This window comes from Gilvimarinus sp. 1_MG-2023 (assembly GCF_030548285.1).
This window is the reverse complement of sequence record NZ_JAUOSC010000019.1, coordinates 19707-34557: the sequence shown is the minus strand read 5'-3', so window position 1 is coordinate 34557 and position 14851 is coordinate 19707. Positions and strand designations below refer to the sequence as shown.

The 14851-nt window shown below is 49.3% G+C and carries 11 protein-coding genes; 3 read left to right on the top strand and 8 right to left on the bottom strand.

The window, feature by feature from the left end:
- Positions 1-280: 280 nt before the first annotated feature.
- Positions 281-703, bottom strand: a complete 423-nt coding sequence (locus Q4563_RS15165; RefSeq protein WP_303605055.1) for an OsmC family protein — start codon at positions 701-703, stop codon at positions 281-283.
- A gap of 254 nt (positions 704-957) precedes the next feature.
- On the opposite strand from Q4563_RS15165, the gene crp reads away from it, so the two are divergent.
- Positions 958-1593: a cAMP-activated global transcriptional regulator CRP gene (crp, locus tag Q4563_RS15160; protein WP_215974968.1), complete on the top strand. Its 636-nt coding sequence runs from the start codon at positions 958-960 to the stop codon at positions 1591-1593.
- Positions 1594-1824: 231 nt separating this feature from the next.
- Here the strand turns inward: crp and dnaJ are convergent, their stop codons facing one another.
- The 3 genes from dnaJ to grpE all read right to left on the bottom strand — a co-directional run bounded on the left by dnaJ (position 1825) and on the right by grpE (position 5818).
- Complete coding sequence (gene dnaJ, locus Q4563_RS15155; RefSeq protein ID WP_215974967.1) at positions 1825-2964, bottom strand: molecular chaperone DnaJ; 1140 nt, start codon at positions 2962-2964, stop codon at positions 1825-1827.
- 155 nt (positions 2965-3119) lie between these two features.
- Positions 3120-5048, bottom strand: a complete 1929-nt coding sequence (dnaK, locus tag Q4563_RS15150) for a molecular chaperone DnaK (RefSeq protein ID WP_215974966.1) — start codon at positions 5046-5048, stop codon at positions 3120-3122.
- Positions 5049-5239: 191 nt separating this feature from the next.
- Complete coding sequence (gene grpE, locus Q4563_RS15145; protein ID WP_215974965.1) at positions 5240-5818, bottom strand: nucleotide exchange factor GrpE; 579 nt, start codon at positions 5816-5818, stop codon at positions 5240-5242.
- 136 nt (positions 5819-5954) lie between these two features.
- On the opposite strand from grpE, the gene recN reads away from it, so the two are divergent.
- Positions 5955-7631, top strand: a complete 1677-nt coding sequence (gene recN / locus Q4563_RS15140) for a DNA repair protein RecN (protein WP_303605053.1) — start codon at positions 5955-5957, stop codon at positions 7629-7631.
- 29 nt (positions 7632-7660) lie between these two features.
- On the opposite strand, the gene fur is transcribed toward recN, so the two are convergent.
- Positions 7661-8071 (bottom strand): ferric iron uptake transcriptional regulator, encoded by a 411-nt coding sequence (gene fur / locus Q4563_RS15135; RefSeq protein ID WP_215974963.1) that lies wholly within the window; start codon positions 8069-8071, stop codon positions 7661-7663.
- Positions 8072-8149: 78 nt separating this feature from the next.
- Here fur and Q4563_RS15130 point away from each other — a divergent pair, with 78 nt between their 5' ends.
- On the top strand, positions 8150-8539 hold the full coding sequence (locus Q4563_RS15130) for an outer membrane protein assembly factor BamE (protein ID WP_303605052.1): 390 nt from the start codon (positions 8150-8152) through the stop codon (positions 8537-8539).
- A 14-nt stretch (positions 8540-8553) separates the two neighbouring features.
- Here Q4563_RS15130 and Q4563_RS15125 read toward each other — a convergent pair whose 3' ends face one another.
- The 3 genes from Q4563_RS15125 to Q4563_RS15115 all read right to left on the bottom strand — a co-directional run bounded on the left by Q4563_RS15125 (position 8554) and on the right by Q4563_RS15115 (position 14557).
- Complete coding sequence (locus Q4563_RS15125; RefSeq protein ID WP_303605051.1) at positions 8554-10194, bottom strand: diguanylate cyclase; 1641 nt, start codon at positions 10192-10194, stop codon at positions 8554-8556.
- 7 nt (positions 10195-10201) lie between these two features.
- Positions 10202-10597 carry a response regulator gene (locus tag Q4563_RS15120; protein WP_215974961.1) on the bottom strand — a complete coding sequence of 132 codons (396 nt, stop codon included), beginning with the start codon at positions 10595-10597 and terminating at the stop codon, positions 10202-10204.
- Positions 10598-10864: 267 nt separating this feature from the next.
- Positions 10865-14557, bottom strand: a complete 3693-nt coding sequence (locus tag Q4563_RS15115) for a PAS domain S-box protein (protein WP_303605050.1) — start codon at positions 14555-14557, stop codon at positions 10865-10867.
- Positions 14558-14851: the final 294 nt, after the last annotated feature.

Below are 14851 nucleotides of genomic sequence, written 5' to 3'. Positions count from 1 at the left end.
GGACGCTGGACGCTGGACGCTGGACGCTGGACAATATTGTGTTGCGCTGGCGCCTGGCGGTGTCAAGCATTATCGCCCTTCATATTCATATGCAGTGACATAAAAAAGGGCGACCCCGGTAAGGAGCCGCCCTTTTTTAGCTGTTGTGCGTAATACGTTCAGCCTTCCGCGTGCTGCCTTCTGCGTGCTGCGTTCTGCCTTCTGCCTTCTGCCTTCTGCATTTTACACTGCTCGCCTACTCCCATACTCTAGGGCTCGCACTTAAAAACCGCTTAGCTTCTCAACTATTCTCAACTATCTCATAATCGTGGCTAATTTCCACACCGGCGCCTTCCAGCATGATTGAGGCCGAACAGTACTTAGTGGCCGAAAGTTCAACTGCACGAGCCACTTGTTTTTCTTTCAGCTCGCGACCCGACACCACAAAGTGTAAATGGATTTTGGTAAACACGGCCGGCACCGCATCGGCGCGCTCGGCGCTAATCTCTACCCGACAGTCTTCGACGTTTTGACGAGTTTTTTTAAGTATGCTGATTACGTCAAAATTGGAACAGCCGCCCAAACCCAGCAGTAGCATCTCCATCGGGCGAATACCGGTATTGCGCCCGCCGTGATCTTCCGGCCCATCCATCGCTACACTGTGGCCACTGCCCGACTCCCCCAAAAACTGCGCCCCATCTACCCACTTAACTGTCGCTTGCATCTGTTCGCCTCTACACATTTGAATCAAAGGCCTTAGGGCCATCATTAAGGCGCAAAGACTACCATAAACAACGACTTGGCAGAACTTGTCGTGTAATTCATCCCAGCTTAACTCGCTATTCGCACTTTAATGGTTATACTGTACAACTGGGTCACAATCCTTTACACGCCCTTATGCAGTAATTTGGCAGTAGCGTTAATTCGCGGCATAATGAGCCAAATTTAATTCATGTAATAACTCTCAGGAGCTGCACTTTGGTCGCTGTCTCACTAACGCCCCATATAACCAATGTCGATGATTTTTTGAACAGTTGTCATCGTCGTCGATATCCAGCCAAAAGTACAATTATTTACGCCGGTGATAAAAGCGATTCGCTCTACTACATCGTAAAAGGGTCCGTCACGGTTCTGATCGAAGATGACGAAGGCCGCGAAATGATCGTCGCATATCTTAATGACGGCGACTTTTTTGGCGAAATGGGTCTATTTGATACCCAAGACTCGCGCAGCGCCTGGGTACGCGCCAAAACAGAATGTGAAGTGGCGGAGATCAGCTACAGCAAATTTCAGGAAGTTTCCGAAGATCACCCTGAGTTTCTGTTTGCCCTCAGCACACAAATGGCACGCCGCTTACGCAAAACAACACGTAAAGTCGGCGACTTGGCCTTTTTGGATGTTACCGGCCGCGTGGCCCGCACCCTGCTCGATTTGTGTAAAGAACCGGATGCCATGACTCACCCCGACGGCATGCAGATTAAAATTACCCGTCAGGAAATTGGCCGCATTGTCGGCTGCTCTCGTGAAATGGTAGGCCGCGTTCTAAAAACCCTAGAAGAGCAAGGCTTGGTGGATGTGAAAGGTAAAACTATGGTGGTTTACGGGACACGCTAATGCTGAATGCTGAATGCTGAATGCTGAATGCTGAATGCTGAATGCTGAATGCTGAATGCTGAATTATTTTATTGTCGCGCCACTAACATCTGTCAGGCGTTGAGCTTTTTTGTGTACCGCGTTCTGCATTCTGCGCCCCACCTTCCACCATTTAAAACATCCACAAAAAAGCCCAGCGCTTGAGAAAGCGCCAGGCTTTTTTAGATCAAAATTCACGCCACCAGTGATGCGTTAAATTTTCATGTCGCCGAAGAAGTTCTTCATGCCGTCAAACCAACTTTTTTGACGGGGTGAATTTTTCCCCTCTTTCATGGTGCCGGCGAATTGCTGCAATAATTCTTTTTGCTTGGATGTGAGATTAACCGGTGTTTCTATTACGACCCGGCACATCAAATCGCCCGCTGCCCCACCGCGTACGGGCGCTACACCCTTACCGCGCAAGCGAAACAACTTGCCAGTTTGCGTTTCCGCCGGTACTTTTAATTTCACCCGGCCATCCAGAGTCGGCACTTCTATTTCGCCACCCAGGGTTGCCTGTACAAAATCAATTGGCACTTCGCAATACAGATCGCGACCATCACGGGTAAATATCTCGTGCTCTTTAACATTCATTTGCACATAAAGATCACCCGACGGGCCACCCTCGGCACCGGCTTCGCCCTCGCCGGACAACCGAATCCGGTCACCTGTATCCACTCCAGGGGGGACTTTAACAGAGAGCGTTTTGGTTTCTTCTACCCGGCCCTGACCATGACAGCTACCACAGGGGTCAGAAATAACGGTTCCTCGGCCGTGACAGTTCGGGCAAGCTTGTTGTACTGAGAAAAATCCCTGCTGCATACGTACCTGACCCACACCTCCACAAGTGGAACAGGTAACCGGTGAACTGCCGGGCTTGGCACCGGAGCCGTCACAGGTGTCACAGTGAGCGAGCCTAGGTACCTTGATTTGCACCTGAGAGCCGCGCACCGCGTCTTCCAAAGTCAAATCTAAGGTGTAGCGTAAGTCGGAGCCACGAGTGGGTCCACCGCGGCGGCCACGACCACCACCGGCGCCACCAAAAATATCACCAAACACATCGCCAAAAATATCGCTGAAATTACCAAACCCGCCAGCACCGGCACCGCCGCCCATACCACCTTGGCCATCGACACCAGCGTGGCCGAACTGATCGTAGGCGGCGCGCTTTTGTTCGTCAGAGAGTACTTCGTAGGCCTCGCTGGCCTCTTTGAATTTCTCTTCCGATTCTGCGTCTCCAGGATTGCGATCCGGATGATGCTTCATTGCCACACGACGGTAGGCTTTTTTTAGCTCCGGCGCCGAGGCATCTTTGGATACACCCAGAATGTCGTAATAATCGCGTTTTGCCATGTGTTCGAGTTTCCAGCTAGTTTGCAGGCGACATCTCTATAAACTGAGAAGTCGCGGTCTTGTTACACAGCAAATGCGGGCGAAGAAAACCCCGGCCCGCATTTGTGTCAGTTTGAAGTAGCACCCATCAAACCGGTGCCAAAGTCATTAACAGCTTATTTGCTGTCTTCGTCTTTCACTTCTTCAAACTCAGCGTCTACCACGCCGTCGTCCGCTTGTTGCGCCGCGTCATCCGCTGCACCTTGGGCACCGCCTTCTTGAGCTTGTTGCTCGGCATACATTTTCTGCGCCAATGAGCTAGAAGCTTCTGTCAGCTTAGTGGTGGCCGCTTCAATCGCTTCAAGATCGTCAGCTTTGACCGCTTCTTTCGCCTCAGAAATAGCCGCTTCAATCGCCGCCTTCTCTTCGTCGGTAGCTTTATCGCCCGCTTCGGTCACGGTTTTCTCGGTCGCGTGAATCAAACCTTCCAAAGTATTGCGCGAGGTAACCAGCTGTTCGAACTTTTTATCTGCTTCAGCGTTAGCTTCGGCGTCTTGCACCATCTGATCGATCTCGTCGTCCGACAGACCAGAAGAGGCTTTAATCACAATCGATTGCTCTTTGCCGGTAGCCTTGTCTTTGGCGCCTACGTTCAAAATACCGTTGGCATCAATGTCGAAAGTCACTTCAATTTGCGGCATACCGCGTGCAGCCGGTGGAATATCAGCCAAATCAAAACGACCCAGAGACTTATTCTGAGTGGCTTGCTTGCGCTCGCCCTGCACCACGTGAATGGTTACCGCAGTTTGGTTGTCTTCAGCGGTTGAGAACACCTGCGACTTTTTGGTCGGGATGGTGGTGTTTTTCTCAATCAACGGGGTAGCCACACCACCCATGGTTTCAATACCCAGAGTCAATGGGGTAACGTCCAGCAGCAGTACGTCTTTAACGTCACCGGCCAGTACCGCGCCTTGAATGGCAGCGCCCATAGCAACGGCTTCATCTGGGTTAACGTCTTTGCGTGGCTCTTTGCCAAAGAAATCGGTGACGGCTTTTTGCACCATTGGCATACGGGTTTGACCACCCACCAAGATAACATCGCCAATTTCACTAACAGAGACACCGGCGTCTTTAATGGCCATTTTTACCGGCTCCAGCGAACGGGTTACCAGATCTTCTACCAGTGACTCTAGCTTGGCGCGAGTCAGCTTAACCACCAAGTGCTTGGGGCCGGTATTATCAGCGGTAATGTACGGCAAGTTCACTTCGGTCTGCTGGCTGGAAGACAGTTCAATCTTCGCCTTTTCAGCGGCTTCTTTCAGACGCTGCAAAGCCAGTGGATCACTGTGCAGGTCTATGCCCTGCTCTTTTTTGAATTCGTCAGCCAGATAGTTAATCAGTACCAAGTCGAAATCTTCACCACCCAAGAAGGTGTCACCGTTGGTCGACAACACTTCAAACTGGTGCTCGCCGTCAACGTCGGCAATTTCGATAATGGAGATATCGAAGGTACCACCACCCAAGTCATAAACGGCAATGGTGCGGTCGCCTTTTTTCTGGTCCATACCATAAGCCAGTGCTGCCGCAGTTGGCTCGTTGATAATACGCTTAACCTCAAGGCCTGCAATTTTGCCGGCATCTTTGGTGGCTTGGCGCTGCGAGTCGTTAAAGTAAGCCGGTACCGTAATAACGGCTTCAGTCACCGCTTCGCCCAAGTAATCCTCGGCGGTTTTCTTCATTTTCTTCAACACTTCGGCAGAAATTTGCGGTGGCGCTTGCTTGTCGCCCTTCACTTCTACCCACGCATCGCCGTTATCGGCTTCAACGATTTTGTAAGGCACCATTTTGATGTCTTTTTGCACAACATCGTCTTTAAACTTACGGCCAATTAAACGCTTAACCGCGTACATCGTGTTGTCGGGGTTGGTTACCGCCTGGCGCTTGGCGCTCTGGCCCACAAGCGTTTCGCCGTCGTTGGTGAAAGCTACAATCGAGGGGGTCGTGCGATCGCCCTCTGAGTTTTCAATCACTTTGGCTTTATCGCCTTCCAGTACTGCTACACACGAGTTGGTGGTACCCAAGTCGATGCCAATAATCTTACCCATAATTCAGTCTCCTGAAGCTGTTCATTGCGCCGGCCGCTATCGCTCTTTAGAGCAACGACTTTGCCGTCGGCCAAACGCTTTGTGTATTGTGGTTACCGCTAGGCGGCTCATTTAGTCGTTAATGCCTATATGGGCGCACTTACATGCATTTCAAGACCCTGTAGGCAAAAAACCTTACAATTTGTGGTGCTTTAGCCCTTGGCCACCACGACCATGGCGGGCCGAATTAACCGGCCGTGCAGGGTATAACCTTTCTGGAACACCTCCAGCACGGTATTGGGTTCGGCATCGGGGTTATCGATCATCGACATAGCCTGATGCAACTGCGGGTCAAACGGTTCACCCACAGGATTTACCGGCTCAACCTGGTGTTTTATTAAGGTGTCGATAAACGATTTCAAGGTCAGCTCAACACCTTCGACAACGGCTTTAAAGTTTTCGTCTTCGGTATCGATGCTCGCCAACGCGCGCTCCAGGTTGTCCACTACAGGCAGCAAATCGCTTACAATTTTCTCCTGACCAAACTTGTGCGCCTTCTCTACATCGGCCTCGGCGCGACGGCGGGCGTTTTGGGTTTCCGCATGGGCTCGCAGTGTTTGCTCTTTAGCATTGGCCAGCGCCGCGGTTAAATCTTGCAACTGGCTTTGCAAACTGGAGATATCGACATCCACCGCACCATCGGCCTGTTCGGCCTCGGGCTGCTGGGTTTCTACCGCTTCTGGATCTACCTGATCGTTCTGGTCTTGATCTGTCACCGTTATGTGCCTCATTCAGGTTTATTCATTTAACAATTAAGGCGAATGTGGGGCCCTATTACAGGTTTTCAAGGGCTGGCTTGCATTTGGTGGCAGAATCGCCAAGAATACTGTATAAATAAACAGATATTCGTAGCCAACGGAGCCCACAATGCTGACTCACTTGAGCGTGCAGAACTTTACTCTGGTCGAGCAACTCGATTTAGACCTTAAAGCCGGCATGACAGTTATCACCGGCGAGACCGGTGCGGGAAAATCGGTACTGCTGGAAGCTCTGGGGCAAACACTGGGCGACCGGGCCGATGCCACCCGAGTGAGACGCGGCACCCGCAAAGCCGACATCAGCGCCACTTTTGATTTAACCCGCATCGAGCGTGCCCGTCACTGGCTGGTAGAGCACGATCTGGAGCAAGCCGAGGCCCCCAGTGAGTGCTTACTGCGGCGTACGGTCACCGCTGAGGGGCGCTCCAAGGCTTATATAAACGGCCACCCCGCCACTCTCACCCAGTTAAAAACACTGGGCAATATGCTGATGGACATCCACAGCCAGCACGAGCATCAGTCACTGCTGGTCAAAGACAACCACCGCCGTTTGTTGGATGAATACGCGGGCCACACCGGCTTGGCTGGCGAGGTAAAACAAGCGTTTAAACAGTGGCAACAGCAAGCGCAAACGCTCGACTCTTTGCGGGCCAATACTCAAGAGCTCAATGCCCGCCACCAATTAATAGCCTACCAAGTTGAAGAGTTAGACCAACTTAGCCTCAAGGAAGGTGAATTGGCACACCTGGAAAGCGAGCGCCACACCCTCGCCAATGCCGAGGAATTGCTGCAAACGGCGGGGCAAGTCAGTGATTGCTTGGGTAACGAGGAGGTTGGCCTGCAGGTGGGGCTGGGGCGAGCATTGCAGTTGATGGCCAGCTTGAAAGATAAGCCGAGCGCACTGCACGAGGCCGAGCAAATGCTGCAAGACGCCCAAATACAAGTAACCGAGGCGCTGAACAGTGTGGACATGTTCTCCGGTGACTTCGCCATGGATCCGGCCCGCATCGCCGAGATTGACGACAGACTAACGGCTATTTACACCATCGCCCGCAAGCACCGAGTTCAGCCGGAGAACCTTCTTGAGCTACACATGGAGCTACAACAAGAGGTGGGCGAGCTGGACGTCAGCGATGAAAAACTACAAGGACTTGAAAGCGAGGTAAACGCGCTCGAGAGCCATTACCGCGCGCTGGCAACATCCCTTAGCCAATCGCGCCAAAAGGCTGGTAAACGGCTCGCTCAGCAAGTAAATCAACACCTCAAACAACTGGCTATGGAACACGCCAAACTCAGCCTAGCCTTTTCTGACCGTAATGATCGACCGGCGGCTCAGGGGCTGGAAGATGTGGAATTTTTGATCAGCACCAACCCGGGCCAACCTGCGGGTAGCTTAGCTAAAGTTGCCTCGGGCGGTGAATTATCGCGCATTAGTTTGGCGGTACAGGTAGTGGCAGCAGAAAATAGCACCTTGGCCAGCTTGGTTTTTGATGAAGTCGATGTCGGCATCGGCGGCGCCACAGCGGATACGGTGGGTCAATTGCTGCGCACCTTATCCGAGCGCGGGCAAATTTTCTGTGTTACCCATTTAGCGCAGGTTGCCAGCAAGGGGCACCATCATTTACAGGTCACTAAAACCAGCTCGAATCAATCTGCCGCTACCACTCTGGTGGCACTCGACAGTCATGAAAAAGTAGAAGAATTAGCCAGAATGCTGGGCGGCGCCCAGCTTACCGAGGCCTCCAGAGCGCATGCAGAGCAGATGCTAGCTGCCGGAGAGCACTAACGAGTTTAGCCTCGGATAAGCGGCTTATTTCAGGACTGCTTAGGTTTGACGTACAGAACCAAGGAGTGATCTTCCAGCTCAAAGCCGTGATCTTGGGCAATTTTTTGTTGCAGCTGCTCAATTTCTTCGCTGTGGAACTCAATCACACGGCCTGTGTCCAAGCAGACCATATGATCATGGTGCTCGCCACTGGCGATTTCGAACACGGAATGACCACCATCAAAATTATGACGGATAACCAGGCCTGCGGTCTCAAACTGCGTCAATACGCGGTAAACAGTGGCTAAACCCACGTCATCGCCGGCTTCCATCAGCGCTTTATAAACATCTTCAGCGCTCATATGATGGTTTTCCGAAGACTCCAGCATTTGCAGGATCTTCACTCGGGGCAAGGTAACCTTTAGGCCTGCCTTGCGTAATTCTTGGTTTTCATCGGCCATTTTTTTGTCCAAAGTCTTCTCAGTGTTCAAGGTGATCAGGTATTATCGCCATTCATTTTATTAAGTGGAACCCCTGTAATGAAAATAGTCAAAACACCCCTTATGATTCTTTGCAGCTTAACAATGCTTGCGGGGTGTCAGTATTTTCAATTTCCCGGCGTTCACAAGATCAATGTGCAACAGGGGCATATCATCACACAAGAGATGATAGAGCAACTCGAGCCGGGCATGAGTAAGCGCCAAGTGCGATTTGTGCTGGGCACGCCGCTGATTGCCGATGTCTTTAACGACGACCGCTGGGATTATTACTACAGCCTTAAAAGAGGTGATGGCCGCTTTTATAAGCGCTCACTGACGGTGTACTTCGACGGTGAGACCTTTACTCACTACGACGGCGAAAACTTGCCCGAAGCCACCGAAGAGGCATCTAAAGCGGAAGATCCCGATACCCCGGTTCCATCCAACTAAGACAAATCTTCCAATTATTCAGGCTCACCGGCGGTAACCACACAGTTACGGCCGCTGTGCTTGGCTTGGTAAAGGGCTTTATCGGCACTCTCAAGTAGGTTCTCACCGGGGCCGGCCGCAGTCGCAATACCGGCACTAAGGGTGACGTTAAAGTGCTCCCCTGCCACGCTAAACCCTAAGGCGGCAAAACTCTCACGCACTGCTTCTAATAACTTTTGAGCTGATTCAGGCCCACAATCGGGTAACACCGCCACAAACTCCTCACCGCCATAGCGCCCAATACTATCGGTTTTACGCAATCGCTGGCGCAGCAATTGCGATAGCGCTCGGATGACTTTGTCACCTACCGCATGGCCATAGGAGTCGTTGACGGTTTTAAAATGATCGAGATCAATCATCGCCACGCTGACCGGTTTGTTCTGCCGCGCTGCACGCTCTAGCTCTACATTCACTTGCTCTTTAATGCGACCGTGCTTAAGCAAACCGGTTAAACTGTCGCGATCAATGGCATCACTCAGTTGGCGCGAACGCGCCGCGCGCACAGTCACGGCGCTAACCAAACGCAATTCAGAGATGGGTTTGGTCAGAAAATCTTCGCCGCCATGGCGAACCGCATGTGCTTGCGCTTGTTCATCCTGCTCGGAGGATAAATAAGCAATCGCTACCCGCAGCCAGGCCGGGTTAAGCCGAATAATTTGCGCCAACTCATAGCCTCGACACTCGGGCAAATTCAAATCCAACAAAACAACCTCTGGATGAAAACTCTCCATAACGGTTATCACTTGTGCCGGTTGAGTCACAATTTCAACTCTCATACCCGAAGCCTCAAGAACGACTTTATAGTGTCTCGCCAACAGTTCATCATCATCGACTATCATCACACGATAGGGGGCAGCCGCCGATAAACTCAGTTGCGACTCCAGGCAATCTATCACTGTTGCAATATCCAAAGGCTTAACAAAATAGCCGATAGCCCCAGCCCGAACCGCCGATAAATAAGTGTCAAAATCATCATGGCTGGAAATGAAGACCACCGCCAACGGGTCGTCGAGCTGATTTTGCAGACGAGCAATCAGTTGCGGGCCCCGTTCATCTGCATCGGAAAACAGCACATCCGCAATCAAAAAATCAGGGCGCCGACTGAGAATAGCCTGCTCGACTTCATTGAGCTGATCAAAATACTCGACCTGATAGCCAAAGCTTTCAAGTGCAAGGGTTAGCTCTTGAGCAACACTGTGGTCATCTTCAATTAGATAGACTAAATTTTTGGTCGTGCCAATATTTTGAACCGTAAATCCTTCTGCTTGTACTGCAGTGGAGCTAGGGACATTTTCTTCACAATCGAGCGCTGTCAGCTGAGCAAGCAACTGCAAACGTGTGTTTGAATCTGGCTCACTGCCATGTATCCAGCCCTGTAGCACCAGCTCTATTTCCCGTGCCTGAGCGCTAAGTTGCGGATAACCAAAACTGCCCGCTGAACCTGCTAACTTATGCAGCTTTCGATATAAACTTTGTAGCTGTTCAGCAGTCGCAGGAGTCTCTAACCTCTGCGCGTCAAGCGCGATGGCTTCCAGCACGCCAGGCAAACTCGCCCGATACTCTTCTCGTAGCTTGGCAAGTTTCTGCAATACCGCTTGTTTTTGATCTGGCCCCACTGCTTCCTCACTTGTACTTTTGACTTTTGGTACGAGACCAAATCGAATTAATCTGCTCAGCTAACATCAATGGGTCAAAGGGTTTAGCAATGACATCCACCGCGCCTATCGACAAATATTCAGCCACCTCAGAGGGTTGTACTTTTGCGGTCATAAAAATGGCCGGCACATCCGCCATATTGGGTCGCTCACGCAGCAAACGCAAGGTCTCTGGGCCATCCATTTCTGGCATCATGACATCGAGCAGTATCAAATCTGGTGTCGTATGCTGCGCATAAGCAACTGCTTCGGAGCCAGAGGCACAGCTAATCAGAGTAAAGCCCCCCACCGTCTCCAAAGCCAACTGGGCAATGGTTCGAATATCGGGCTCATCTTCTACATATAGTATAGTGTTTAACGACATACTTATCTCTCCGAAAAACTTCGACAGAGTTATTAATTATCATCAGCATCAAGATACTTCATCCGCTGAATAATAGAGGTTTGTAACCGTTCATTTAACCACAATCAAGCGGCCAATCACTGGCCCACTAACCTGCCAAGCTTATATAGGTAGAGAATAAACTCAACTTTATGTTTGAGTTTCAACTATTTTGAACTCTAAATCTACAGCGGCTGAACCTTTAAAACCCACCATTGCGGCGCATAGCCCAGCGCCATAAATTATCGGTTATTTTAATTCCCCGGGCAGTGTAAAATAAAATCGCGACCCTTGTTTGGGTGCAGACTCAAAGCCTATTTCACCCCCCATATGGGTCACCAACTCTTTACTGATGGCCAACCCCAACCCGGTGCCGCCTTTACTGCGTGTACTGGAACTATCCACCTGTGAAAACTTTTGAAATATTTGATCATGGAACTTTTCAGCGATACCAATGCCTTGGTCAATCACGCTGACCTCTACAAAGCCAGATTGCCACTGTAAGCTTACGGTTACAGTACTACCTGACGGGGAAAATTTAGCAGCATTGGATAATAGATTGACCATGACCTGCTTCAATCGATTCGCGTCAACGGTTACCAATATCTGGCCCGCATCACCTGTAGCAACTGCTAAATGATCCTCAAGTTCAAAATTCACTTGATATTCTGCGGCGTAGCTCGCGGTCTCTTCAAGTGCACTTTTGATCAATGGCACTATATCAAGTTGAGTCATTACAAACTCCACCTTCCCAGACACCAGCTTTTCCATATCTAGCAAATCATTAACCAAATCAATCAATCGAGCACTATTGGCGTAAGCAATACGAACTAATCGCTCAACCTGCCCCTCCAAACGCCCTAAAGCTCCGCCATCCAACAACCGCAAAGAACCGCTAATAGCCGTTAAAGGTGTTCGTAATTCGTGACTAACAGTTGCAATAAAATCACTCTTCATACGATCTATACGCTGACGCTCGGTAATGTCGCGTAACATAGCAATATAAAACGGCTCTCCATCCTGTTCAATTTCAGACAATGCAATTTCAAGCGGAAACTGTTCGCCATCACGCCGCAAACCAACAAGCGATCGAGATTGGCCCAACACCCGATCGACACGCCCATCTCTACCACGAGCTAAGTATTGATCATGTTCGGCTGCAATTTCTTTGGGCATTAATAAATTTATCGACTGACCAATAATTTCATCAGCTTTCCAACCAAATAGACGCTCGGCTGACTTATTAAACGTATCAATAATACCGTTTTTACGAATAACAATAATTCCATCGGCGGCATTATTAAGAATGGTCTGGGTGCGCTCGGCAAAAGCTCGAAGTCGCTCTTTTTGCTCTTGCACCTCACTGACATCACGCCCCACCCCCAAATAACCATCCACTTTTCCGTGTTCATCGAAAATAGCAGTAACAGTCAAAACAATCGGGAAATGCGACCCATCTTTGCGCACATAGGTCCAGTTGTTTTCCTCGGTTCCACCGTACTTAACTTTTTCAACAAAGACATCAAACCCTGGTTGTACGGAATAACCCAGTTCATCGGATAAAACTTGAGCGCGAGCCACAACTTCTTCACCCAGATGCAAACAGCCCGGGTCACATTTATCAATCAGCTCATCGGCGCGATAACCCAATAATGCCTCTGCCCCTTTATTAAAAGTCTTGATGATGCCATTGTAATCAGTTGCTATAAAAGAAACACTGGCAGCATCCAAGGTGGCTTGCCGCCAACGGTTGGCGTGTTTAAGATTCTCCTCAGCACGCATTTCATCAGTAACCTCCCAAATGTAACCGTGCCAGATAATACTGCCATTCGTCAGTTTTTCAGGGCTGGTCTGACTGCGCACCCAGATAATCCCTCGCTCTGGATGATTATAACGATAGCACTCTCGCCATAAGGTCATACTTCGTGCCGACTCTTCAATGGAAAAGTTCACATGCGCAATATCATCTTTATGTATTCGATTTAAAATTAGATCCGCACTGTGAGCTGCTTGCCCTGGCGTCACACCAAAAATATCGTTTACTCCGCGGCTGGCAAATGGGAAAAATAGCTTACCATCAGCATTCATCTGAAACTGACAGAGACACCCAGGCAGACTATCCGATAACTTGGTAAAGGTATCGGAAAGCTCGATGATTTCACGAGTATGCAGCCAATGCTCTAGAGTACTCCCAACCCATTTCGCTAACAGTCTTACAAAATCACACTCAGTGTCGCTAAAAGATTTTTGGCGAGCCACAGAGCTTGAGAAATTAATCGTGCCATAGATATTTCCAGCCACCCAAACTGGAGCACCTATATAACATTCAAGCTGGCTATTAATGTAACAAGGATGGGAGCTATAAGCTGAATTTTTAATATGATGTACGGCAAAGACATCGCCTGACTTAAGTGTGTCATGACAATAGCAATCGGGCAGATGATATATCTCGCCATCCTTTAGTGTATTGGGTGGAGAATGTTGTATTTTAACGGTATAACTATTGCCTACTATATGACTAATAATGCCAAAAGGTAATTCTAAATATTCCGCCCCTAGACTCAAAGATTCTCGCAATCGCTCCCATGAATCAGAACCGGTAAGCGTGGCAATTTCATTAAGTCGCCCTAAAGCTTTTTGCTGCTTAAGTGCCAAAGCCTCAACACGCTTATGATCATCGATAAGCGTATAAACACCAAGCATATGGGTGGCAAAACCATCAGGGTTTCGTTCGGTAACTTTACCTCGAGTTAAAAACCAGAGGTAATCCCCTTCATGATTTAGGACCCGCTGTTCATCCTCAAACATGCCAGTTTGACCTTTAAGATGTGTCACCAATAAGGCTTTACTCCTACTTCGGTCATCGGGATGAATACGATGCAGCCACTCATCGATTCCATTTTTAGCAATTTTTTCTTTATTGAGCCCCAGCATGCTTACCCAATGATTGGAGAAATCCACTTGACCACTGGCAATATTCCACTCCCAATACCCGCTCTGGCTACTCTCTAAGGCAATTTCTAATCGATTGGTACCACTAACATTATTCTTGCGTAGTTGATCAGTTGAAAAACCGGCTTTAATTAATCGTCGCCAAAATGCGTAGATTATAGAAATAATCAAAATACCCAATAACCATACACACCACCAAAAAATGCGCGTTTCGGTTGGCAAACGATCGACGATAAGAAAATCACTCAATGGTTGAGCTACGATGTAAACCACACTCGATGCCGGTTCTGTAAGGCCAAACAGTTTAAACTGCATCAGAGCGTACTTTTGCCCGTCACTTGACTGATGAAAAAGCACGGATTCGGAGCTCTGGTGTATTCTATGTTTATTTTTCAGAGCCACTAATGCAGCTGTATGCCCCGCCGACAATTGCTGGCCAGTAGGACTCAGTAATAGCCACCCCGTATTAGAATCAGGTTTGAGTGGGGCTGTCACCTTGCCCAGTACAGGAAGTAAGCTGGCCGCACAACCTTGAGCGCTGCTATCACCTTGCCAAATAAGCACACGATAAAAATTTTGTCCACCTGACAACCAAGGGATTTCTTTCAACTGCGAACAGTTAATAAGTGATTGGCGCAATTCGGGGAAAATAAACCAGGCGTCAGTAGGCACCGATTGCCAGTTCATGGCGGAATCGCTATGAAGCTGAATGGCCCCAGGCCACTGTTGAGCAATAAATTGGTGCTTAGTCTCTGCACTTAGCTCCTGCCACCAAGGCGTGTTCACCAGAGACTCTAGCCATTGCCAATGTTGGGTAAACTCACCTTCAACAACATCCATCCGAGATTGCCATTCACTATATATATCGCTCAACCGAGAATCTATTTCTTGCTTTTGTTGACGACTACTATGCCGCTCTACAACGAACAAAAGCGCAGTGAAAACGAGTGTGAAAAGCAACGGATAGAACCAAGGGGCTTGTTGACGCAAGGGTCGCACCATATCCAGTCCAGCTTTATATTTATTCCATTAAAACAAGGGGCTTTTATACTGCCATACTTGAAAATTTTTCTAGTAGGACAGGATAATCTCTGCCCTCAGAACGTTTTAACCTACAACGACCACAGCAGCTCTTTTCTCTTACAAAATCTATCTATACCCCGCGCTAAGGGTTACCGATAAGCGGGATACTCGACAAACGCAACCAACACCATAGCCTAGATGCATTGTAAGCCAGCAGTTGTGTACTAAAAATGCTCTTTAGCCGCCCTCTTTTTTACTATA